The sequence below is a fragment of the Paenibacillus plantarum genome (assembly GCF_013141695.1).
Classification (GTDB): domain Bacteria; phylum Bacillota; class Bacilli; order Paenibacillales; family NBRC-103111; genus Paenibacillus_E; species Paenibacillus_E plantarum.
In genome coordinates, this window is sequence record NZ_WHNY01000075.1 from 313,002 (window position 1) to 335,997 (window position 22,996).

24 protein-coding genes and 1 other RNA gene are annotated in these 22,996 nt (G+C 44.8%); 19 read left to right on the top strand and 6 right to left on the bottom strand.

Features of this window, described 5'->3' with window-relative positions:
* Positions 1-2 precede the first annotated feature (2 nt).
* The 3 genes from GC096_RS29360 (at position 3) to rnpB (ending at position 2,353) form a co-directional block, all read left to right on the top strand.
* Complete coding sequence (locus GC096_RS29360) at positions 3-767, top strand: tRNA (adenine(22)-N(1))-methyltransferase (protein ID WP_171635250.1); 765 nt, start codon at positions 3-5, stop codon at positions 765-767.
* The gene (locus GC096_RS29365; protein ID WP_171635258.1) at positions 743-1,852 is read left to right on the top strand and encodes a Nif3-like dinuclear metal center hexameric protein; all 1,110 of its coding nucleotides are present in this window, start codon (positions 743-745) and stop codon (positions 1,850-1,852) included. The genes GC096_RS29360 and GC096_RS29365 overlap by 25 nt, the downstream gene beginning before the upstream one ends.
* 86 nt (positions 1,853-1,938) lie before the next feature.
* Positions 1,939-2,353, top strand: an RNA gene (gene rnpB / locus GC096_RS29370) — RNase P RNA component class A.
* A 122-nt stretch (positions 2,354-2,475) separates the two neighbouring features.
* On the opposite strand, the gene GC096_RS29375 is transcribed toward rnpB, so the two are convergent.
* Entirely contained in the window at positions 2,476-4,395 is a 1,920-nt protein-coding gene (locus tag GC096_RS29375) for a S8 family peptidase (RefSeq protein ID WP_246303043.1), read from the bottom strand.
* A gap of 179 nt (positions 4,396-4,574) precedes the next feature.
* Between GC096_RS29375 and GC096_RS29380 the strand changes: the two genes are divergently transcribed.
* From GC096_RS29380 to GC096_RS29420, 9 genes are all read left to right on the top strand, one after another.
* Positions 4,575-5,075 carry a YpuI family protein gene (locus GC096_RS29380; protein WP_145656973.1) on the top strand — a complete coding sequence of 167 codons (501 nt, stop codon included), beginning with the start codon at positions 4,575-4,577 and terminating at the stop codon, positions 5,073-5,075.
* 74 nt (positions 5,076-5,149) lie between these two features.
* On the top strand, positions 5,150-6,244 hold the full coding sequence (locus GC096_RS29385) for a glycoside hydrolase family 15 protein (protein ID WP_171635261.1): 1,095 nt from the start codon (positions 5,150-5,152) through the stop codon (positions 6,242-6,244).
* Positions 6,245-6,288: 44 nt separating this feature from the next.
* Positions 6,289-6,510, top strand: a complete 222-nt coding sequence (locus GC096_RS29390) for a DUF1540 domain-containing protein (RefSeq protein ID WP_376769532.1) — start codon at positions 6,289-6,291, stop codon at positions 6,508-6,510.
* A 22-nt stretch (positions 6,511-6,532) separates the two neighbouring features.
* Positions 6,533-6,940: a hypothetical protein gene (locus GC096_RS29395; RefSeq protein WP_171635263.1), complete on the top strand. Its 408-nt coding sequence runs from the start codon at positions 6,533-6,535 to the stop codon at positions 6,938-6,940.
* A 339-nt stretch (positions 6,941-7,279) separates the two neighbouring features.
* Complete coding sequence (locus GC096_RS29400; RefSeq protein ID WP_171636171.1) at positions 7,280-8,572, top strand: hemolysin family protein; 1,293 nt, start codon at positions 7,280-7,282, stop codon at positions 8,570-8,572.
* 120 nt (positions 8,573-8,692) lie between these two features.
* Positions 8,693-9,403 (top strand): lytic transglycosylase domain-containing protein, encoded by a 711-nt coding sequence (locus tag GC096_RS29405; protein WP_171635265.1) that lies wholly within the window; start codon positions 8,693-8,695, stop codon positions 9,401-9,403.
* Positions 9,404-9,567: 164 nt separating this feature from the next.
* Positions 9,568-10,746, top strand: coding sequence for a cysteine desulfurase family protein (locus GC096_RS29410; protein ID WP_171635266.1), 1,179 nt, complete (start codon positions 9,568-9,570; stop codon positions 10,744-10,746).
* The gene (gene thiI, locus GC096_RS29415) at positions 10,743-11,951 is read left to right on the top strand and encodes a tRNA uracil 4-sulfurtransferase ThiI (protein WP_171635268.1); all 1,209 of its coding nucleotides are present in this window, start codon (positions 10,743-10,745) and stop codon (positions 11,949-11,951) included. Before GC096_RS29410 ends, thiI begins: the two co-directional genes overlap by 4 nt.
* A 72-nt stretch (positions 11,952-12,023) precedes the next feature.
* Complete coding sequence (locus tag GC096_RS29420) at positions 12,024-12,704, top strand: TerC family protein (RefSeq protein WP_171635270.1); 681 nt, start codon at positions 12,024-12,026, stop codon at positions 12,702-12,704.
* Between the two features lie 23 nt (positions 12,705-12,727).
* On the opposite strand, the gene GC096_RS29425 is transcribed toward GC096_RS29420, so the two are convergent.
* The gene (locus tag GC096_RS29425; RefSeq protein ID WP_171635271.1) at positions 12,728-13,933 is read right to left on the bottom strand and encodes an MFS transporter; all 1,206 of its coding nucleotides are present in this window, start codon (positions 13,931-13,933) and stop codon (positions 12,728-12,730) included.
* Between the two features lie 243 nt (positions 13,934-14,176).
* On the opposite strand from GC096_RS29425, the gene GC096_RS29430 reads away from it, so the two are divergent.
* The 6 genes from GC096_RS29430 to GC096_RS29455 all read left to right on the top strand — a co-directional run bounded on the left by GC096_RS29430 (position 14,177) and on the right by GC096_RS29455 (position 18,135).
* Positions 14,177-14,632 carry a hypothetical protein gene (locus GC096_RS29430; protein ID WP_312886387.1) on the top strand — a complete coding sequence of 152 codons (456 nt, stop codon included), beginning with the start codon at positions 14,177-14,179 and terminating at the stop codon, positions 14,630-14,632.
* A 164-nt stretch (positions 14,633-14,796) separates the two neighbouring features.
* Positions 14,797-16,638 (top strand): translational GTPase TypA, encoded by a 1,842-nt coding sequence (typA, locus tag GC096_RS29435; RefSeq protein WP_171635273.1) that lies wholly within the window; start codon positions 14,797-14,799, stop codon positions 16,636-16,638.
* A gap of 145 nt (positions 16,639-16,783) precedes the next feature.
* Positions 16,784-17,059: a YlaH-like family protein gene (locus GC096_RS29440; protein ID WP_171636175.1), complete on the top strand. Its 276-nt coding sequence runs from the start codon at positions 16,784-16,786 to the stop codon at positions 17,057-17,059.
* A 26-nt stretch (positions 17,060-17,085) separates the two neighbouring features.
* Positions 17,086-17,523 (top strand): hypothetical protein, encoded by a 438-nt coding sequence (locus GC096_RS29445; RefSeq protein WP_171635275.1) that lies wholly within the window; start codon positions 17,086-17,088, stop codon positions 17,521-17,523.
* A 1-nt stretch (position 17,524) separates the two neighbouring features.
* Complete coding sequence (locus tag GC096_RS29450) at positions 17,525-17,806, top strand: hypothetical protein (RefSeq protein WP_171635277.1); 282 nt, start codon at positions 17,525-17,527, stop codon at positions 17,804-17,806.
* Positions 17,807-17,991: 185 nt separating this feature from the next.
* A complete protein-coding gene (locus tag GC096_RS29455; RefSeq protein WP_171635279.1) occupies positions 17,992-18,135 on the top strand; it encodes a hypothetical protein in 144 nt (47 codons plus the stop codon).
* A gap of 40 nt (positions 18,136-18,175) precedes the next feature.
* Here GC096_RS29455 and GC096_RS29460 read toward each other — a convergent pair whose 3' ends face one another.
* Positions 18,176-18,724, bottom strand: coding sequence for a YhcN/YlaJ family sporulation lipoprotein (locus GC096_RS29460; RefSeq protein WP_376769533.1), 549 nt, complete (start codon positions 18,722-18,724; stop codon positions 18,176-18,178).
* A 113-nt stretch (positions 18,725-18,837) separates the two neighbouring features.
* On the opposite strand from GC096_RS29460, the gene GC096_RS29465 reads away from it, so the two are divergent.
* Positions 18,838-20,169 (top strand): PhoH family protein, encoded by a 1,332-nt coding sequence (locus GC096_RS29465; protein WP_056609685.1) that lies wholly within the window; start codon positions 18,838-18,840, stop codon positions 20,167-20,169.
* 44 nt (positions 20,170-20,213) lie between these two features.
* Here GC096_RS29465 and GC096_RS29470 read toward each other — a convergent pair whose 3' ends face one another.
* The 3 genes from GC096_RS29470 to GC096_RS29480 form a co-directional block, all read right to left on the bottom strand.
* Positions 20,214-20,702 (bottom strand): hypothetical protein, encoded by a 489-nt coding sequence (locus tag GC096_RS29470; RefSeq protein WP_171635283.1) that lies wholly within the window; start codon positions 20,700-20,702, stop codon positions 20,214-20,216.
* A 41-nt stretch (positions 20,703-20,743) separates the two neighbouring features.
* Positions 20,744-21,841 (bottom strand): hypothetical protein, encoded by a 1,098-nt coding sequence (locus GC096_RS29475; protein WP_171635284.1) that lies wholly within the window; start codon positions 21,839-21,841, stop codon positions 20,744-20,746.
* 100 nt (positions 21,842-21,941) lie between these two features.
* A complete protein-coding gene (locus GC096_RS29480; protein WP_171635286.1) occupies positions 21,942-22,910 on the bottom strand; it encodes a hypothetical protein in 969 nt (322 codons plus the stop codon).
* Positions 22,911-22,996: the final 86 nt, after the last annotated feature.

Below are 22,996 nucleotides of genomic sequence, written 5' to 3' on the forward strand. Positions count from 1 at the left end.
ATATGGTTAAATTATCGAAAAGACTTCAAATGATTGCTGACCGCGTGCCAGTGGGTTCGAAAGTAGCCGACATTGGTTCGGATCATGCTTTATTGCCAACTTATTTGGCGCAGCAAGGGATTATCATAGCTGCGGTAGCAGGGGAAGTAAACCCTGGACCTTTCGAGGCAGCGCAAAGACAGGTGCTCGAAAGTGGTTTATCTAAAGTCATTCAAGTCAGATCGGGTGATGGTCTTGCCGTAATTGAGCCTAGTGAAGTGAATGTCATCACGATCGCTGGCATGGGCGGCAGCTTGATGGCGAGCATTCTAGAGGCTGGTAAATCGAAGCTTTCGGGCGTTCAGCATTTGATTTTACAACCGAATGTGGGTGAAGATCATGTGCGCCGTTGGCTGTTAGCCAATGGTTGGAAGTTGGAATCGGAGACTATTCTTGAAGAAGATGGCAAGATCTATGAGATCTTAACGGCGGTGACCGCTGATACAGAGGAGCGTAGAGCGTTAGAATCGCTGTATGAGGAGCGTCTTCTTCCCAATGGAGTTACTGTTTCGAAGGAACGTTTGCAACAAATGGGGCCTTATTTGATCAATGAGGCACCTGAGGTCTGGTTTATGAAGTGGGAAAGTGAACTGAAGAAACTTGCCATGATCGTAGATCAGTTAAAGCTGTCCACGGCAGAAGCCTCTATTGCAAAAGCAGAGCAAGTTAGCCAAGAAATGCAGGAAATAAAGGAGGTGCTTGCGTGCTTGCAAAAGGTCAAACCGTAATCCAGTTATTTGAACAGTTGGCTCCTAAGCATTACGCGATGGCAGATGATAAGATCGGCTTACAACTAGGCTCCCTTCAGAAGGAGATCACGAAAGTGCTTGTTGCCCTTGATGTGACAGATGCCGTTGTTGATGAAGCTATTGAAGCTGGCGCCAACCTTATTATCGCGCATCATGCGATTATTTTCAGACCTCTGGCTCATCTGCAGACAGAAACACCAGCAGGTCGTTTATACGAAAAATTAATTAAGAATGATATCGCGGTGTATATTGCCCATACGAATCTGGATGTGGCAGAAGGCGGCGTTAATGATTTGCTCTCGGAACAACTTGGTCTAATCGAAATGACGCACTTGGAAGATGTGCATACGGAGAAACTGCAGAAGCTCGTCGTCTTCGTACCTGAGACGCATCATCAAGTCGTGCTGGATGCCCTATTTAAGGCTGGAGCAGGCGGCATTGGCCAATACAGCTCCTGCAGCTTCAATATCCCCGGGACGGGGACGTTCCTGCCGCAGGAAGGGGCGACTCCGTTTATCGGGGAAGTTGGGAAGTTGGAACGCGTACAAGAGGTACGCGTGGAGACGATCGTAACCGCTAGCGTGCAGCGCAAAGCGGTTACTGCGATGTTGAAGGCCCACCCCTATGAGGAGGTGGCCTATGACCTCTACCCGATGGACCTCAAGGGTAGAGTGTTCGGTTTGGGCCGCGTGGGCAAGCTGCCCGCGGCCATGACACTTCGCGAGCTCACGGAGCACGCGAAGGCTGTGTTCGACGTGCCGACGGTGCGCGTCGTCGGCGACCTATCACGGCCCATCCGCAAGGTGGCCGTGCTGGGTGGCTCTGGCGGCCGCTACATGCGGCACGCCATGTTTGCCGGCGCCGATGTGCTGGTCACCGGTGACATCGACTACCACACCGCGCATGATGCGCTCGCGGCAGGGTTAGCCCTCCTCGACGTTGGGCATAACGTCGAGAAGATTATGAAGCGCGGCGTCGCGGATTATCTTGCCGCGCAGCTAGCCAAGACGGATACGCAGGTGCTCGCATCCGCGATTAATACGGAGCCGTTTCAATTCGTCTAAGCAGCTTACGGCTGCTTCTGGAAAGAAAGGAAACGACCATGTGTTGTAATTCGAAGACATTCCTAGTATACTAGCCTATGCAATGGAAAGTTTGACAGACAATCGCTGGCTATGGGTAAGCCATAGCGAGAGGAAAGTCCGGGCTTCATAAGGCAGGGTGCTGGATAACGTCCAGTCAACGCGAGTTGAAGGATAGGGCCACAGAAATGGACCGCCGATGGCTTGAAATATAGCACAGGCAAGGGTGGAACCGTGGTGTAAGAGACCACGAGGTTCTATGGTGACATAGATCCTGGTAAACCCCACTTGGAGCAAGACCTAGTGGAACGCAAGCTGCTTTCGAGGCAACAGTCTTCGCCTGAGACGCGTTCGGGTTGGTCGCTTGAGCTGTGCAGCAATGTACGGCCTAGATAGATGATTGTCGCTTCAATAGTGGCAGGGGAGCAGACGCCCGTTATGACCACTGGAAGTACAGAACCCGGCTTACGGCAAACTTTCCACTCAGTCGGTTACCCGCAAGGCATCAGCTTTGCGGGTATTTATTCTAAAATCAATAAAACCTTCAATCCCGCTAAATGGGGGGATTGAAGGTTTTTAACTGTGCATGGAAGGTGGTGAGTGTTCTATTTCTCAAGCCCCAAGCTGCCCGCATATTTTTTCGGTACGAGATGTAATTGGCGTGCTAATTCCTGCGGCCAGTAGGACAAAGGCGATGTATTCTGCTTCGCCATTTCAAGTGCTTTGACGACATCGATGACGCCATAACCAAAGTATTTGTCATGACCTTTGTCGCCAAGATCCTGTGCGGACTGCCTCATAATTTCATAAACGTCCGTATTTTTCAAATTGGGATTAGTAGATCGAATTAACGCAGCGAGTGCTGTCACATGGGGACTAGCCATGGAGGTACCTGATAAGGCTGCGTACTGATTATTTGGGTACGTACTGGCGATGGTGACACCTGGCGCAGTTACATCAATATAGTCGCCATAATTCGAGAAGGGCGCTTTCTCATTCTGTGAATCTATAGCGGCAACTGCAAATACCTCAGGATAAGCGGCTGGATATCCAGGTTGCTCGGTATTGTCATTTCCGCTAGCCGCGATGAGGGCGACATCCTTATCATAGGCATATTGAATAGCATCATGGAGAAATCCTGAATCCGCGTAATTACCGAGACTGAGATTCATGACTTTTGCACCGTGATCCGTAGCCCAAATAATCCCTTGAGCTACCGAATAGGTGCTGCCTGCACCTGTCTGATCTAGCACTTTAACGGGTAACACTTTGTTAAACCAAGTCATTCCAGCAACACCTAGCTGATTGTTGACAAGAGCTGAAATGACGCCTGTGACATGTGTACCATGACCAACATCATCTTGCGGATTATCAGTTCCACTAATGACATTGTAACCAGGCAGTAACTGTCCTTGCAGGTCGGGATGTGCCATATCTACACCTGTATCAACAACAGCTACAATGACATTATCGGCGCCGCGATTTAGCTGCCAGCCTTGTAACGTTTCGATCAGCGGCAGATTCCATTGATATTTTTGATATAAATTATCATTAGGCGTGAAATTTGCAGAGACTGGTGTTTGCTTACTATCTGAATTGGTGCTGGATGGGTTTGAATCCGTTTGTTCTTGATCATCATAGTAATCATTGGTCATATAAAGAAAGTGTGGTTCAACATACACAACATTCCATTTACTGAAATAAGCGATCAACGACTTGGCGTCTCTATCGTTTGTTCGGAAAACGTAGGTATAACCTAGTTTTTGCGCAGATGTTGCATGGATTTCATTTTTAATTTGATTGAGCTGAGCTTCTGTTGGATCTGTTTTGAAACGGACGACGACTTCATTCTGATGATAGTGGCTAGTCCCTTGATTATCTTCGGGATGATCGACAATCTTCTCTTTTAGCGTATTCGTTTCAACGGCTTTTACTTTCCAATGATTCTCATTGGGATAAGGTTCAAGTCTTAAGTTTTTCATCTGATGATCGGTCACTTGTGCGAGTACATCTTGGTGAATGACCCCGATAAGTGAATCCTGACCATTGGTTGAAGGAGTACCTTGGACGAAGTAAACGTGATGTCCAGCACCGAATTTAGGTGATTGGTAATGCTTGGCCCCATCAACGGCAGCTTTCGCTTCCTTCAAATAGGTTGCGGCCTGGTCTGTATAAGCAGTGGGGAGTTCGCCGGATTTGATGCCTTGCTCCCAGGTTTGGCCGCGCTTAGACCACACAAGCACATCCATTTTCTCATGGTGAGCTCGCATGTTTTTCAAAACGTTGGTGACAGGTTCGCCGCTTTCGATCTGACTGAGCATGGTCGTATAATCGACAGCGCATTGACTTCTGCAAAGTTCATCTGTAAGTTTTACATCTTGTTCTAATAGCGCAAGCTTGGACGTTGTTTCATACTTCGCACTGTAAACCTCAGGACCAGGTTTGGTACGATGCCCAGGCTGATGAGGGAAGAGGATTACGCCTAATCCCAGAACAACCGCTAGGGTGGAGAGATAACGCCACATGATCATGCCCTCCTTTTTGTTTGTAGAAAAAGGTTAACTCGTTAATGAAAACATATTATCTACGAGTAGGGTTAGGCGAGCGGGTATCTTTTATGCATGGTAACTGGTGTTTTACATATACCACTTCGGGATAAATTATGGTAGGATAGAAGTAGCGCAATTATAGGAGGTCTTCTAACATGGCTGTTTTTAATGTGAAAAATGTTTGTGATTCCACGCGTACGAAACTCAAAGAAACGACGGCCAAAATGGAACTGTTTCTTAATCAACATTCGCTCTCACAGTTAAATGTGGAAAATGATCCAGCAATGGATGAATTTTACCGCGGGTATTTACAAGATACTCGTCATCTTCTAGTGTTTTGTGAAGTGGCATATGAGAAATTGGGCGTTAGCTTAAGACGTCCTACTTTTAATGTTGATTTTTCGGAAAAAGTGCTCTATGAGGTATACCATACATGTGTTAATACCTTTTTCTATCCTAAGAACGAGTGCTACTCTGAAGATGGTCGTTACGCTTATACAGGACAAGATGCGATTCGTTTCCGCAAGAAACCATCACGTGAAGTACGTGATTTAACGATCGAATTGTCCAAGGTGTTCGAAGAGCTTCGTGAAGATCTTGCTTACTATGAAACAGATTACATTACACAGCGCCGTATGCAAGGCGAAAAAGTTTAATCAATCACAAAGAAACCAACAAAGGGATGCGGCCACAACGCATCCCTTTTTATATAAAAAGGGAGGAAATCGTCATGGAACTAGAACATTTAGTCAGCGTTAGCAAAGACATCATTAAGCTGAATCAACATCCTAGTGGAGGTTACGTGGCTTCTCCTCTTTTTTCAACCTATTCCTATAGTTGGCTGCGTGATGGTACTTTTATAGCAAATGCGATGGATCGTGTAGGAGAAACGAAAAGCGCCGAGCAATTCTATCGCTGGGTGAATCGTGTTCTGAAAGACAAACGCCCGCGGCTAACGGAGCTATTGCGCAAACACGAGAATAGAGAGTGGATTGATCGTTCCGAGTTTTTGGGGACAAGGTATCACTTGGATGGGCGGGATGATCATTCTGAATGGGGTCACTTCCAGTTGGATGGTTACGGCGCTTGGATCTGGGGGCTAGTCGAACATATACGCATGACTGGTCATACTACACTTTTGGAAGAGTTCAGGGAAAGTATTGAAATAACAGTTGATTATATCATGACATTTTGGCATTACCCGAATTTTGATTGCTGGGAGGAATATCCCGATTATGTCCATCCCGCAACATTGGCTTGCTTATATGGAGGACTGAAGGCGTTAGGTGAGCTAGAAGGGCGTCCGGACTTGATTGAGAAAGCTGATCTCATACGACTTTTCATACATAACCATGCTGTTCATGACGGACGTTTCGTAAAATCTATTCATTGTGTGAACGAAGTTTGGCAGCCTGCTCTATTTGGTGTGGATGCAAGCCTGATGTGGCTCGCCTTACCTTTTGGTGTATGTGAACCTAATGACCCGATTATGCTTCGAACAGTGCAAGCGATTGAAGCTGATCTCAAACATGACGGGATTCAGCGCTACATTGAGGATCGCTATTACGGTGGTGGTGAGTGGCTGCTACTGACCGCTTGGTATGGTTGGATTCAGCTTGAACTCGGTAATAAAGAAGAAGCTCAGCGCTGTTTGACATGGATAGCAAGTAAAGCTGATGAGCTCGGACGTTTACCAGAGCAAGTAGATGATCATCTTCTCGAAGCGTCGGTGTATAAGGAATGGATTGAGAAGCATGGTGATCCTGCACTTCCGCTGTTGTGGTCACACGCCATGTTCTTGGTCTTATCTGACAGACTTAACTAAGTATAGTTCACTCCTGAGGCGGGCAAATTGTTAAGGGGGTGATAATGATGCCAGCAGTTAAATGCGCAGTAGCGAATTGTGAATATTGGACACAAGGAAACAACTGTCATGCGGACACGATTATGATTGAAATTGATCAGCACGCTCATGCTAGCTACAATGAAGAATTTGCTTCAGAGGAATCGTTTGATACTACTCATCATGATACTGCAACCAAAGCGGCTAATACGTGTTGCCACACGTTTAAGGCTGCGACTAAACACTAGGTATGTGTAACGCGGAGGTAGCATGAATAAAGAGGATAGTTCTTTAGACAATGCCACCAAGGAGCGATTCCAGAAGAGTCAGCTTCATCTCGAAAGCGGACTCCATGCTGGGGAAGAATATGCAGCTGAGATTGCTGTACCTCAGACCAGAATAAGCCGAGATTATAAATCCAGTTCGACCTCGACAGTTTCTGATGAGGAAGTCGCTGAGCTCGTAGAAGCTGTAACACGTAATAAAGCAGTGGGGTATATCGCACTCTTTGTTGCTCTGGCCTCTTTATTTGTATGGCCAGTACTGCTTGGGATTTCAGGTATTATTCTCGGTGTTATTGCATTCGTGATGGGGAATAAGAGTTTGGGTTCTTGGTCCGTTGCACTTGGTTTAATTGCCGTTGCCGCCTATTTTTTATTGATTCCATATTATTCCTAGCAAGCAAAGCAAGCTGAGAAATCGGCTTGCTTTTTATTTTTTTATGAAAAAAAGGTGAAAAAGAGCTTAAGAATGCCACTATTCCTGTGTAAAAGCGCAAGAAGGGCTCATTTTAATATGTTTACGCCCATTTGCTCGTACTATTTGGCTTCAAGTGTCATATTCGCACCTTTGAATGATTACAGTATTATTATATAATGAATAGTGATATTTAATAAAATTAAAATCGAAAATTAAGGGAGGTGTACCTACTCTCCTGGGTGCAGCTTTTGCACTTGTTAGGGGATAGGTAAGGTATTGGAAGATCCTTTGCCCGAAACGTTAATCAGTTTTCTGTTAATGTTTGGACTAGTGTTGTTAAACGGTTTTTTTGTCGCAGCAGAATTTGCAATGGTGAAAGTGCGTGGAAGTCGGATTGAATCGCTTGTCGGTGAAGGCCGGCGTAATGCGAAGTTTGCACAAGGTATTATGAATAATCTTGATGCTTACCTTGGTGCGTGTCAATTAGGAATTACACTCACCTCATTAGGACTTGGTTACGTAGGTGAACCGACGTTCGCCAAAATTTTAGAGCCTTTGTTCGCTCCGCTGGGATTACCAGACTCCGTTTTTCACACGATTACATTTATTATCGCTTTTTCTTTAATGACTACTCTTCATATCACATTAGGTGAACAGTTTCCTAAGACGTATGCGATCCGTAAAGCGGAACAAATTACGTTGCTCTCTGCAGGACCCATGGTATTATTCTATAAAATGATGTACCCGTTCATTTGGACATTGAATGGCATTTCGAATTGGATGTTGCGCCGTGCTGGGATTGAGCCTACAACGGAACATGAATCTGCGCATACGGAGGACGAAATTCGAGTCCTGATGCAGGAAAGCCACAAAAACGGACTAATAGATAACACAGAGCTCACGCTTGTTGATAATATATTCGGATTTGCTGAGACGACAGCGCGCGAGATTATGATTCCTCGTACAGAAATGGAATGCTTATACGCAGGACTTTCTTATGCGGAGAACTTAGCTATCGCGATCAAAGAAATGCGAACACGTTACCCTGTGTGTGATCCAGATAAGGATAACATCATCGGTTTCGTTCACATTAAGGATTTGCTGAAGCCAGATGCTAACTTAAAAGGCATTAAGAAAATCATTAGACCGATTACGACAGTACCGGATTCCATTCATATCAGTGATTTGCTGAAAATGATGCAGAAACGCAAAAGCCAAATGGCTTTGCTCATTGATGAATACGGCGGTACTTCAGGTTTAGTGACGCTGGAAGACATTATGGAAGAAATTGTTGGTGAAATCCAAGATGAGTTTGACGAGGAGCGCCCAACGATTGAAATGAAGGATGAGAATACATTCTCAATAGATGGACTGTTGTTGATTGATGAAGTCAATGATTACTTCGGACTTGAAATCGAGTCGGATGACTACGATACGATCGGTGGTTGGATTTATTCGCAAACGGAAATTCCTCCTAGTCGTAATCAACAGGTAAGTTATAATGACGAGTTTATGTTTATCGTTGAAGAAACCGATCATTTGCGCATATCACGTGTTACAGTGAGAAGATCATTGAATGATAATGAAATGTTGCAACAGAATATTTCTTGAAAGGCAAGAGGGGACAGTCACTAGACTGTCCTTTTTTTATGCATATGAATAAAAGTATAGTCGTCAGGGCTCAAAACGTGTACAATGAATACATCGAAAATGGAAAAGTGAGGTCTGAGAATGAACAGCATCTCGAATACGCAAGCAATTGACCCTAGAGTGTTGAAGGAGCTGCTTCAGCTTCAGACGATGAGTAAATTAAGTCTTTTCGCTGATAACGCCTCATCTTCAAGCTCAGATGAAACCAGTGATTTTAGTGAGCTTTTGAACACTTTGATGGGCCAAGGTGTGGGTACGGGGAATGATCCGCTAGACACATCTGAACTTAATCAATCGCTAAACAACCTGCCAAGCGCGTTAGGCGCTTTGAATAAATCATATACACCTCTGCAGTCGCTCTCACAGTCAACAGCGGTTACACAGTTTGAAGGGCTCATTGGGCAAGCTAGTTTGAAATATGGCGTAGATACTTCTCTGGTTAAAGCGATCATCCAGCAAGAATCTTCGTTCAACCATCAGGCGGTTTCCTCCGCAGGTGCCAAAGGATTAATGCAGCTTATGGATGGGACAAGCAGTGGTTATGGAGTCACGAATCCATTTGATCCCAAGCAGAACATAGACGCAGGTACACATTTCCTTAGTGAATTGCTAAAGAAATATAATGGGAACGAAGGCGTTGCGCTTGCTGCTTACAATGCTGGGCCTGGTCGTGTCGATCGCTTAGGGATAAAGACAGATCAAGATTTGGTCAGTAAGCTGCAGTTCTTGCCAAAAGAGACGCAAGCGTATGTATCGAAAGTGCTCGATCATCGTGCTAAATTTTCTCTATAACTACAGTACCAATGGGCTGGTTTTCGCATGTGCTATGCGGAGATCGGCTTTTCGCATTGTTGCCTATTAACTTGAGTTCTACTCGAATATACGTTTTAATAGGAAAAGCATCCTATGAAACAAGAAACAATTAGTTTAGGGGTATGAAGGGGAATCTGCAAACCATGCTTTATATGGATTACGCGGCAACGTCGCCGCTTTATGAAGAAGTCATAGATACGATCGCGGAAGTGATGAAATCCCATTACGGAAATCCATCCTCGATTCATCGTCTTGGTGTAGAAGCGGAAAAACTTCTGCAGAGCGCGAAAGGAGTCATAGCTACATCGCTTAAGGTATCCCCGAGTGAAATCATATGCACTTCTGGGGGGACGGAGAGTAATAACTTAGCGATTAAAGGCGTAGCCTACAACTACCAACAACGAGGTAAGCATCTGATTACTACACAAATCGAGCATCCATCCGTTAAGGAAGTATTTGCGGGACTAGAGCAGGAGGGATTTCGGGTTACCTATTTGCCTGTCTCAAAGACGGGCTGCGTAAAGCTAGAGGATCTTCAAGCGGTAATAAGTGAAGATACGATCCTTGTTAGCATCATGTATGTGAATAATGAGATTGGCACAATTCAACCAATTCAAGAAATCGGTCAATACCTCGCGGGTTTTCCGAAAATCATATTTCATGTTGATGCTGTCCAAGGTATTGCTAAGCTTCCTCTAGAACCGAAGACATGGGGAATCGATCTCTGCAGTGCTTCTGCGCATAAATTTCGAGGGCCGAAGGGTGCGGGGTTCTTGTATAGGAGAGCAGGCGTACAGCTCAAGCCACTGCTTGCAGGAGGGGGACAAGAATTTGGCGTTCGTTCAGGTACGGAGAACGTCCCTTTGATCGTGGGCATGGCCAAAGCACTCCGAATCAGCATGGACAATCTTGCAGCGAAAATAGCGCGTAAGCAGGCATTCAGGCAGCAATTGTTGGCTGGTATCGGTGCAATACCTGAGCTTTCGATTTCAGGCTCTGCGGTGGAGCAGGAGATGGCTCCTCATATTGTGCATTTTGCTTTTGCAGGAATGAAAGCAGAGGTCGTCGTACATGCCCTTGAGCAGAAGGGGATCTATATCTCCACGAGATCGGCATGTTCTTCTGGTGAGTCAGAGCCTAGTGAGGTCATGCTGGCATTGGGGTATCCGCGTGATGTGGCCGCTAGTGGCTTAAGAATAAGCTTTTCTGATGAACATCAAGCGCAAGATATAGCGCTATTCCTGCGCTCATTACAAGAGGTGGTCAAGGAGCTTGCTCCCATGAGAAATCCATCCGTCATCCATAGGGGGAAGCGAAATTGAAACCGGATTGTTTAATACTACGTTTTGGCGAAATGATGTTAAAAGGTAAAAATCGCAAACGATTTGAACAGAGTGTGATGATTCAAATACGTAAAGTTTTAAGTTCTTTTCCTGATGTTAGGTATATTCCGGAGTTTGGACGCGTATATGTGGAGCTAGGGGGTGCCGCTTATGAACAGGCTTCTGCTTCCTTACAGCGTGTTTTCGGACTTGCATCTTTCAGTCCAGCTTATCATGCGCCATTAGAACTAGCGTCAATTCAGGAGACAGCGCTGCGGATGATGCAGGCATTACCTAAGCAACCGGCGACCTTTAAAGTGACAGTTCGCAGGGTCAATAAATCATTTCCACATGACTCTCAGCAGATGAATTACTTAGTTGGCGGCTATGTGCTTCAAGCGATTCCGGGGTTACAGGTGGACGTTCGAAAGCCTGAGGTTGAATTGCGAGTAGAAATCCGAGAGGATAAAGTGCTTTTATACGTTGAAGTCATTGAAGGGGCTGGGGGATTCCCGTCAGGTACTAGTGGCAAAGCGCTGCTCATGCTGTCTGGAGGTATTGATAGTCCTGTTGCAGGCTGGTTAGCCATGCGCAAAGGATTGACGATGGAGGCCATTCATTTCCATAGTTACCCCTATACCAGCGAGCGTGCGAAGGATAAGGTCATTCAGCTTGCGAATCAGTTGGCAGGCTACACGGATTCCCTAAAGCTTCACATGGTGTCTTTCACGGAGGTTCAAACCTCTATTCATCGTGCGTATCAGGATAATCTGCTGGTCACGCTTATTAGAAGGGCTATGTACCGAATTGCAGAACGGATTGCAGAGCGTGAAGGACTCGGAGCCATCGTTACTGGTGAGAGCTTAGGGCAAGTTGCCAGTCAAACCCTGCCAAGTTTGAATGCCATTGGTCGTGTGGTCACATTACCGCTCCTTCAACCGTTGATGATGATGGACAAGCAAGAAATTATTGGTCTTGCTGAATCGATTGGGACTTTTCCTATTTCGATTTTACCCTATGAAGATTGCTGCTCCTTATTTCTGCCGCCATCGCCAAGTACGAATCCTAATTTAACTTTGGTGGAGAAACTGGAAGCTAGCATGGGTTTTCTAAATGAGTTAATTGACAAAGCAGTTTTAGAAACAGAAACTATTGAAATCGTACATGGACAATTGAAACAGGAAACTAACGCCCATTTATTCTAACTCCTCGATGCCGCTGTGATCGCAACCATTCCATTCACTTGCTCTCCATGTTCGCCAGGAGGTCGTGAAGTAATGATTGATGCGCTATTTTTATTTCTGCAGATTATGTTAATCAATATCGTTCTGAGCGGCGATAATGCTGTTGTCATCGCATTAGCTAGCAAGAATCTTCCGCTCGAGCAGCGCAAGCTTGCAATTTGGTGGGGGGCGTTCGGCGCTATCGCTCTGCGCTTAGTATTGACACTTGTTGCCGTAAGTCTGCTTACCATTCCTTTTATTCAAGCGGGCGGCTCTATCTTGCTCTTATGGATTGCGATTAAGCTCCTTACGGACGAAGAGGGGCATTCCAATGTCAAGGAAGCTTCAACGCTTGGCAAAGCAATTTGGACCATTATTGTCGCAGATTTCGTCATGAGTCTGGATAATGTATTAGCGATTGCAGCTAAAGGAAATGGCAATAATACGGTCATTATTTTAGGTATTGGACTAAGTATTCCGATCATTATTTGGGGGAGTACGCTGGTGATGAACTTGTTGCAGAAATACCCGATTCTCGTATTTCTCGGAGCGGGGATACTTGGTTATACAGCAGGGGAAATGTTTGTAAAAGATGAGAAAATGATTGATTGGCTGCTGCATGATTATGAGTCTTTGCATGTTTGGATCCCCATTATGGCGACCATAGTCGTTATTGCGGCGGGTGGAATCGCCAAAGGGGTCCGACTGCTTCAATTCAAGACACGGAATGAATGAATTCTAAGCACGCTGACCATGGGTCAGTGTGCTGTTTTTTTTGGCCAAGTGAAAGCCCAGAAGGACCAGCCATAGATCAAGAGGAAAAGGATAATTAATGCTGTGGAATACCGATACATCATGGCATAACTGCCACTCCAGTTAGCGAGAGCCCCAAGTGCCATGGCGCCTAATCCAATGCCTAAGTCGTTGGCTGAGAAGAAAGTCCCATTGGCGGCACCTCGACGTTCAGGGGAAGATCGCTGGATTGTCCACGCCTGTAGTGCAGGTTGTATGGAGCCAAACCCAACGCCATAGCATAAGGCAGCAATAGCGAGGCTAATATTGGAATGTGCATACGAGAGCAACAATAGGCCAGTAATCGTGAATGCCGCGCCAGGGAGCAGAACCCACTCTGGCCCTTTGCGATCAAAGAGAACCCCTGTAAGAGGACGAACGAGTAGAACCATGCTGGCATTACATAAGAAGAATAGACCCACATTGGGGATGCCTGCTTCTAAACCAAACAAGGTAATGAAGGTCACGATTCCTCCGTAACAGATTGCGCTGCAGAGCAGCAGGGCAGAAGGGAGGAGTGCGCTCTGTTCCCATAGGCGATCGACAAAGCGAGGTCGCTGACTTGGTTTCACGGGTAGAATGGGCTTCGGATATGTAATGAAAAGCGAGCTAAATAAAGATAATATCGCAAGAATAGTTGAGATTAAAAGCACATAAGAAAACCCAATGGATTGCATGACCCACAGACCTGTTAACGGACCGACGGCCATGGCCAACGTGTTGGATAACCCGTAATAACCCATCCCTTCACCGCGGCGTTCAGGAGGGATGATATCCGCTATGACGGTTCCGAGCGATGTCGTCGACAACCCCCAGCCGATGCCATGAACAAAGCGTGCTGCTAATATAAGTGTAACTGCTGCGATATACGAATAGCCGGCAATCGTAAGTGCGCAAATCGCTAAACCAACTAGAAGAACATGTTTTCTTCCTAAAAGATCTAATGCTCTGCCTGCGAATGGCCGTGTCAGAAGTGAGGAAATAGTGAAAATCCCAATAACAAGTCCTACCTGGACATTGTCTCCACCTAATTGTGAAAGATGAGTAGGTATCGTAGGAATCAGCATTTGAAAACTAAAAAATAACAATAAATTTGCGAGTGAAGTGATTAGAAAAGCTTTGGTCCAAAGTGGTTTCCGCCCTGCCTTATTACTTGTAAGAGTTTGTTCCATGATACCTCCCCAGGTGAACATCAGATGACCGGTCGCCAAGGCAATAGGGTTCTGTGCGAGCTTTAGTATACCCAGTCAATTGGAAACAAACGCAAAGTGGTGCCATCATAAACACCTAGCAATTTCAGGCCATGTGAGCTAAAATATTTGTTGAAGGGTGTCGATTCAAATTCGATTTACCCCATGCAACCTATGTCCATTTGAGGAGGGATTCGTATCGCTAGAAATAGCTACTCCATTGGTATTGTATTTATTGGCTTGGCTGTCTTATTGTTGCTAGGCAAATTAGGAGTCTTCCAGTTTATTTTTTCCTTTTTTTGGCCGCTTGTATTACTCGTGCCTGGACTGCTCTTTCATTTGTTGTATTTCAACCGTCGATTACCAGCGGGCGTACTCGTTCCTGGCGGCATTTTAACCGTATATGCCCTTATGTTTTTCTTTTGCAATTTATTTGGTTGGGGCTCCATGGCCTATATTTGGCCAGGTTTCCTATTAGGCCCAGCAATTGGTTTATATGAGCTTCACTTGTTTGATCGGGGGAGTGATCGCGGGATTTGGATCGCAGCTATGGTGTTAGGAGTTATTGCTGCAGCGCTTTTTGCTTTGACTTTACTAGTCAAATTAGGGATTTATGTAATCGCTTTGATCCTTGTGGTTGTTGGACTTTCCATGATTTTCCGAAAGCGAAGATTGTGGTGAACTTGCTTCTTTCCAGTTAAAAGTTTTGTTAAGTGTGCCTTTTTTCTTGCATAATGTCGAGAAACTGCGTATACTAATGGTAAATGTCAAGCGTCGGCGCTTATGTCCGACGCTTGTTTTATGAACAGAGACGAAAATTATAGGGTAGAGAGGGTTTGACATTCATGCATGCAAGAGACAAGATTCGCAATATTGCCATCATCGCGCACGTTGACCACGGCAAAACAACACTCGTAGATAAATTGCTTCAACAATCCGGTACATTCCGCGATAACGAGGCTATTCAAGAAAGAGCGATGGACTCCAACGATCTAGAGAGAGAACGCGGTATTACCATCCTTGCCAAAAATACGGCGATTAATTATAAAGATTACTTGATTAACATTGTAGATACACCAGGACATGCTGACTTCGGCGGAGAAGTTGAACGTATCATGAAAATGGTAGACGGCGTATTGTTGGTTGTTGATGCTTTCGAAGGCACAATGCCACAAACGAAATTCGTTCTACGTAAAGCACTTGAGAGCAACCTATCTCCAGTTGTTGTTGTAAACAAAATTGACCGTCCGAACGCTCGTCCACAAGAAGTTGTTGACGAAGTGCTTGACTTGTTCATCGAGCTTGGCGCGACTGACGAGCAACTTGATTTCCACGTTGTCTATGCATCCGCATTGCAAGGGACATCAAGCCTCGTTCCAGAGAAACAAGACGATAACATGGAAGCTATCTATGAAACAGTCGTTGGGCACATTCCAGCTCCAACAGAAGATGTTGAGCAACCATTGCAATTCCTTGTTACATTGATGGATTACAATGAATACTTGGGTCGTATCGGCGTAGGCCGTGTGAACCGTGGTAAAATCCGTCAAGGTCAAACTGTTGCAGTTATGACTCGTGAAGGCGGACAAAAACAAGCTAGAATCGAGAAACTTTTCGGATTCAGTGGTTTGAAGCGTATTGAAATTGAAGAAGCCGCTGCAGGGGACATCATTGCCATTGCAGGTATCAAAGATATTAACATTGGTGAAACGGTAGCAGATCCTACGAACCCAGAAGCATTGCCAGTCTTGAAAATCGATGAGCCAACGCTTCAAATGACATTTATCGTAAACAACTCGCCATTTGCGGGTCGTGAAGGTAAATGGGTTACTTCCCGTAAAATCCGTGAGCGTCTATACAAAGAGCTTGAAACAGACGTTTCCTTGCGCGTTGAAGATACTGACAGCCCGGATGCATTCGTTGTATCAGGCCGCGGTGAGCTTCACCTAGGGATTCTGATCGAAAACATGCGCCGTGAAGGCTTTGAATTGCAAGTTTCCAAACCAGAAGTTATCATTCGTCAAATCGACGGACAAAAAATGGAGCCGATTGAGCATTTGATCATCGACGTTCCAGAAGACAGTATGGGTTCCGTTATGGAGAGCTTAGGTTCTCGTAAAGCCGAAATGGTCAACATGATCAACAACGGCAGCGGTAACGTTCGTCTTGAGTTCAAGATCCCAGCACGCGGTTTGATCGGTTACAGAACGAACTTCCTAACGCTTACTCGCGGCTACGGAATTATGAACCATGCTTTTGACAGCTATGGTCCATACCAAGGAGCAGGCGTTGGCGGACGTCACGAAGGTGTACTCGTTTCCAGTGAATCTGGCGTATCTACACTTTACGGAATTCTTTCTGTCGAAGATCGCGGTATCTTGTTCGTTCATCCACAAACAGAAGTTTACGAAGGTATGGTTGTTGGTGAGCATACACGTGATAATGATATCATCGTTAACATTTGTAAAGAAAAAGCAGTAAACAACATCCGTTCCGCAAATAAAGAAGAAACAGTAAAAATGAAAACACCTCGCTCGTACTCTTTGGAGCAAGCTCTTGAGTACTTGAATGATGATGAGTATTGTGAAATTACACCGAAATCAGTTCGTATCCGTAAAAAGATTTTGAACAAGAGCGAGCGTGAGCGTGCTGAGAAGCACCGCAAAACAGCAGAAGCTAACGTTTAATTCACAAAGTTTTCGAATAAAGGGAAATGTGAGCTTTCAAGCCGCATTTCCCTTTATTTTATTGTCGTTTTAAGGGATAATGAGGAATGACTTGCTTGGATGACTTAACCTATTAATGAAATGGAGTGTATGTTCGTTGACTGCCCTGAATGAATGGTTTGCCGATCACCTCTTGATCACGTATCTATTAATCTTTGTTTTCATGTCCTATGTGTACAATAAAGTGTTTCGTACACGCAAGTTGCCTGTGCTCAAAGCTGCGCTAATCTATGTATTGCTAGCAATTGGTTCTGTGATGCTCCTCGTATTCCAAATTGTAGGTTTGCCTATAGTACTTTGTTTAGCCGTAGCGATTTCTTTGATGTTCATGGTGAGAATCCGCTATTTTATTGAAAAAAGAACCGGCAAAAGGCCGACTTAACTTAACGAGCGAGGAGGCCATGCCTAATGACTCGATATTGGTTAACACCTATTCTCAGCTATTCGCCGCTTGTGTTGGGGGCAGAGCGCATGAGCTGCATGCCTGATGCAGAATTCGAATCGTTCCGCCAGCTTGCAGGCAAACAGCATCCTCGCTTACTCCAGATGTTTAAAGCGAGCCTCCTGCTGAGTGATGATGAAGAGATGTGTGGATCAGACCTCGTAGAATTAGATTTAACGAATGAAGGTAACCTTGTATTTGATGGTGAACCGTTTCATCTATCGCACTGCGCAGAAGCCTTTCTGGATCGTTTGTTGACTAGGCGGGAGGCGAAGGCACTGCTAATGGCAATGGATGAACAGAGGGAAGCTAGCAATGGGATGCATGCCGTGTGGATCAAGCAATGGCTCAGTTGGTTGGATGCTGGTTATGATATTGTTTTACTAAGAGAGGATGGACGCTGAGATGAAACTAGGGGATGCTTTTTTCAATTGGCTGCAAATGCATATTGTATCTCAGGCTCGTCCTGAGGATGAAGCGGCCAAAGAAACGCTTGATTTTTTTGCACTTATTTTAGTCGAAGATCACGGGGTTAGTAATCTTGAAGTGTTGCCTCTCGAAGATCCAACGAAAATATGGATTGGCTATGACCATGAAGGGGAATATCATAAGCATTGTTTCGACCGCGAGAGTGCGGAGAAGCTGTTGGACGATATCAATTCGAATCCCATTTACAATAATCAATAGCGGTTTAACGCTGTGAATTAAGGACATATCTTTAACAAATCAACGTACACTTTAATATATCTGGGCAATAAGGAGTGCCTGTTGATTTGAAAATAGATACATAATGGTGGAACGCTTGGCACTCGCTATGCTATACTGTAAGTGTAAGGAGCGTTTTCAACCACCTAGTAGGAGGCGCAAACGATATGGCTGAACTTCTAACAGCTGCACCGATGCAATGGATAGATAGCGCCCACATGATGAATAAAGCTGAATATGCGAAAGCTTGTGAGAGCCGAGATGCCCTTTTTTCACTCGGCCAAGTTTTTGATGCGATAAAAAAAGCCTAGATCTGCGTATGCAGGCAGGCTTTTTGTCATCTTCGGCGATTTATCGGGCTGGAACCTGGGGGCTATTCCCATTGGGACCTGCGTTATCGATGTCTGGATCATTGCGGATATCACGTGGCAGTTGTGGCATCACACGACCAACGATATCAGCCATTTGTTCTGCAAAGCCTTGTATAGGTCTTCCTGCTTGAATGTTATCCCGGATGTTGCGTAAGCGTTGATCTAAATCCATATCAGCCGTCACGATTGCATTGACACCATAAGGATCTTTCTTGAGTGCCTCGGCCACTGAATATTTAACGGTACCGACTTTGGCTCGATCAAGCTCCTTCTTAATATTAATGCCGACGACAGCTGTATTGCCGAAGACGACGCAATGTGCGCTTTCAACCAGCGGGATACCCATTGCTAGGTTTTCCAAATGCGCTGCAACCGCCTTGGAATCTTTGATTTCTAGCTTTTGCGGAGCAATTTGTTGAACTTTTACTTGCTTTTGATTCGTATCTTGAGAGGGGGCACCACTTTTCGGCGCTTGACTGCAGCCTACCGCGAGGATCAGTATCAGTCCGCATACGTATATTAGTCTCACCAGAATCGTTCCCTTCTTTCCTTGAATCTCGCGTTTAGTTTGTCCTGTACAGTTAGGTTGTATGTATGAATATAACCAATGATCTAACGCCAAATCTGGGAGGGGACACACCAATGAAAAAAATTTACGTGTTAGATACCAATGTACTGCTTCAGGATCCCAATGCTTTATTCGCATTTGAAGATAATGAAGTGGTCATACCCGCCGTGGTGTTGGAAGAAATCGATTCTAAGAAACGAAATGCGGATGAAATCGGTCGCAATGCTAGACATGTCTCGAGATTACTAGACGGATTAAGAGCCAAAGGCAATTTATCTGATGGTATTACACTTGGACATGGCGGCAGTATTAAAGTGGAGCTTAACCATCGCAGCTTTGCCAAACTACAAGATACGTTCGCTGAATTAACGAACGACAATCGTATTCTAGCAGTTGCACTTAATTACCATTTGGAAGAACAAGAGAATGATGTAGCTAGACCTGTCGTTATTGTGAGTAAAGATACGTTGGTCCGAATTAAGGCGGATGTACTGGGTATTCCTGCACAGGATTACTTAACAGATCGGATTGTAGCTCAAACCGATATGTATACTGGTTATATCACGCTCTTTGTTCATCCTTCGATTATTGATGAATTCTATTCGTATCGCTTCTTGACCGTGACTTCACTTAATTTGAGCTATATGCTGCACCCGCACGAATTCGTGATCCTGCGCGATGAGCTGGGCTCTTCCAAGTCCGCACTGCTCAAAGTTACACCAGATGCCAAAAAGCTTGAGCCGCTTTACATGAGTAATGATCCCATCTGGGGAATTGCCGCGCGCAATGCGCAGCAGCGAATGGCTCTTGAGCTGTTGCTCAATGACGATATCCCGCTCGTCACCCTAACTGGGAAAGCGGGTACAGGTAAAACGCTGCTTACGTTAGCTGCTGGGCTCATGAAAATTGAGGATGATCGTAAATATAAGAAATTATTAATTGCTCGTCCGGTTGTTCCGATGGGCAAGGATATCGGTTACCTGCCTGGTGAAAAAGATGAAAAGCTGCGCCCTTGGATGCAGCCGATCTATGATAATTTGGAATACTTATTCGATACCAAAAAACCAGGTGATATTGAAAAAATACTTGCCGGTCTAGGTAGTATTCAAGTAGAGGCGTTAACGTATATTCGGGGACGTTCCATACCTGGGCAATTTATTATTATCGATGAAGCGCAGAACCTATCGAAGCACGAAGTGAAAACGATCGTATCTCGTGTGGGAGAGGGCAGTAAAATCGTTCTCCTGGGTGATCCCGATCAAATTGACCATCCATACCTGGATGCATCAAGCAATGGGCTTACGTACGTGGTGGAGCGCTTTAAACAGGAAGGTATAAGCGGACATATCACATTAGAACGCGGCGAACGCTCGCATCTCGCTCAATTGGCTGCAGATTTGCTCTAAATAGAGAAAAGCCCACATCAGCCGATGTGGGCTTTTTGCTGCATTTACCGAAGGATTTCGATGCTGCAGCGATAAGCTTTGGCAATTCCGTGCATGAGCTCTTCGAGCTGCCGATCAACGACGTATACGTCGTGGTCGCCATCTTTGTACTGGGCGATGAGATGCTCTTCAACCTGAAGGGCGGCTTGATCAACCTCAACAGCGGGACTAATCGCAGTAAAGCGGAAAGGGATCACGATTTTATCGTATAGATAGTTATGTTCTGCACGACTAGTGAACCCGTAGTCACTGAACAAATCCGTCAATTCTGCATCTTCAACTAGCAAACGGAGCTCCATTACCGTGGTCTCAATATTAAAATGGGCCATGACTTCAAGCGCAGCGCGTTGTTGCTCTTCGTTACTAACAATCAGCATTTCTTTATCGCGATCGAATAACTCGACTTTGCCGGCAAGCGCTTTGACGATTTGGGCATAGAAGCCAGGTATTTTTCCTTCGGGTAGATCCATCATAAGACCAATTTTAGATTCCATGTTTGTTGTTCCTCACTTTTCCATGCATTATCCCTACTAGTTTACAGAGATAATTTGAGTTTCACAACTGCCACGCCTTTTTTGGTTTCAACACTGATCACATCGAGGTAGCTCACTACTTTTTTTGGTACAAAACCTAAAGAAAATTCCTTCGTAAAGTCTGCGATGGTCGTATCTGGCAGCTTAAAGCTGTTAAATTCAAGATTATTAACAACGAAGCTGACTTCATTCAAGTTCTCTGCATTCGTAAGAAGGACGAAGTTCCCTTGTATGGCTATCTGCAAGTCACCTTTTTTGCCAGTCGCGACCATAGCGCCTTCTTTGAATTCAAAGTTCAACGTTTTCAGAAGATCGCTCTTGGAATGAAGATACGTATTGAAATCTGTGTCTGTCAAATTGACAACGGGCGTCGTGGAAGTAATGCTAATATACTTGCTGTCCGACATAAGGAATTGTGGCAGCTCGCGGAAGGCCGAAGATAAATTGTCCAGATAATCTCTCGCCAAAGGCAAGCCTTCTTGCTTCCATTGATCATTTAAGCTCTTGATTTGAGTCGCAATAGCTTGAGCTTGTACACTGACAGCCAGCTGTTTGTCCAGTTCTTCTTGAAGCTTGACGAGTCGCTCGCGCTGTTCAAGGAATTTTGTTTTGGTATTCTGCAGCTCAGTGCGAGAATTCGCTAGTTCCGTTTGCAACTTCGTGAGTTTCTGAAAGGAATCCGTGAACTGCGCGAGTGAACGATGGTCATTCGTGATGATCATCTGTAAGTATTCGAACATGCGCAAGACGTCAGTGAAGGAATTTGCCGCGAAAAGTAGCATCCAGATCGAGTCTCGATCTCCTGTATAGTACGCTCGAAGCACTTTGCCTGCATGCTTGCGAGTTACATCCACATTGCCATTTTGCTTTACGATATCTTGTTCATTCTGCTTGATTTGCTCACCAATTTTGGCATCCTGCTCGTTCAGACGAGCGACCTCTTTATCGATTTCGAAAATAGTGAGCCCTTTCTGGAGCAGTTCCTTGGCTTCATCTTGAGATGAATTCGTTTCTTCGGCCAAAGCGCCTCCAGAAGGCAATGAAATTTGTATGAGCAAAACAATGGATAACAGCAAGGCTGTGAGTTTTTTAGAATTCATTGATGGTATTCTCCCCCTATGAATAGATTATCATATTTCTATTAAATGAAGCACAAAAAAATACTTACCTTCGGGGAAAGGTAAGTATTTAACTCCATACCTATTTTTTGGCAGCCGGTGTTAATAGTTTGAGAATATCATCGAAACTCTTCACTTTAGCAGGGATTTCCTTTGTCAGAGGTGCACTTTGATTAATCGCATCCGTGGTCTGATGGAGTGTAATGTGATTGTCGAGGACTTTACCATCTAGCGTTACTGAGAATGTGATATCGAGCGTCTGATCTCGAATAAAGCCTTGATCATCTATTGCGATCTTCATGCTGCTTGGTGCTTTAAGTGCTAGTGTAGCCATCCCATTTTTCTTGAGTGCTTCGGCTTTATCGGCTGTTAGTAAACTATTTGTTTGTAAGGTACTGATGAACTCTGGCAATTTGGCTTGGAATTGCGTATTGATTTCTTTTACATTTTTGGTAGTCAGATCAACTTGAATCGATTTAGCTGAGGATCCGTCAGATAGTTTAATGGGATCTTTGGCTTGCTTAAACCACTTCGCATCCAATCCTTCGAAAATCAATTTCGTAAGTGCAGTGGAAACTTGAGGTGTATTTTTCAACGTATCAGCCGTTAATGGACTAGTCGTTGTGCTGCTCATTTTTTGTAAATCTATGGCATAGAACTCATCGGCTGTCTTATTTAAGGCTGGCATATTAAAATACAATTTGCTATCTTTAATGAGAATTGGTATATCGATGGGGGACGTAGATCCCTTGGGCGTTATACGTAAGTCTGATTGATATTGGAGGGGGTCCACTTGGCTAATGCCCTTCCACGTAATCGTGCTTTCTCTGATCAAAGATAACAACCCATTGGTAAGAGGGTTTGCTGATTTCATTAAACCATCACTGATTGCGAGAGTTGTGCTTCCATCGAACGTATAAGATTTCAATTCCGATTGTTTGTTTACGGATTGTTGAAATGCTTCTTTAACTTGCGAATTGTCTGTGCAAGCGGTCAACGAGACGAGGCCAATTGCCGTTATCGCTGTTAGGGTAATCCATTTTTTTGTCATGCTGGGCTGTCTCTCCTTCCATAATCCTTTATCATTATAAGGGTTTCTTATTCATTTGTCTGTAAGTAAAGAACTGGGGGTTTACA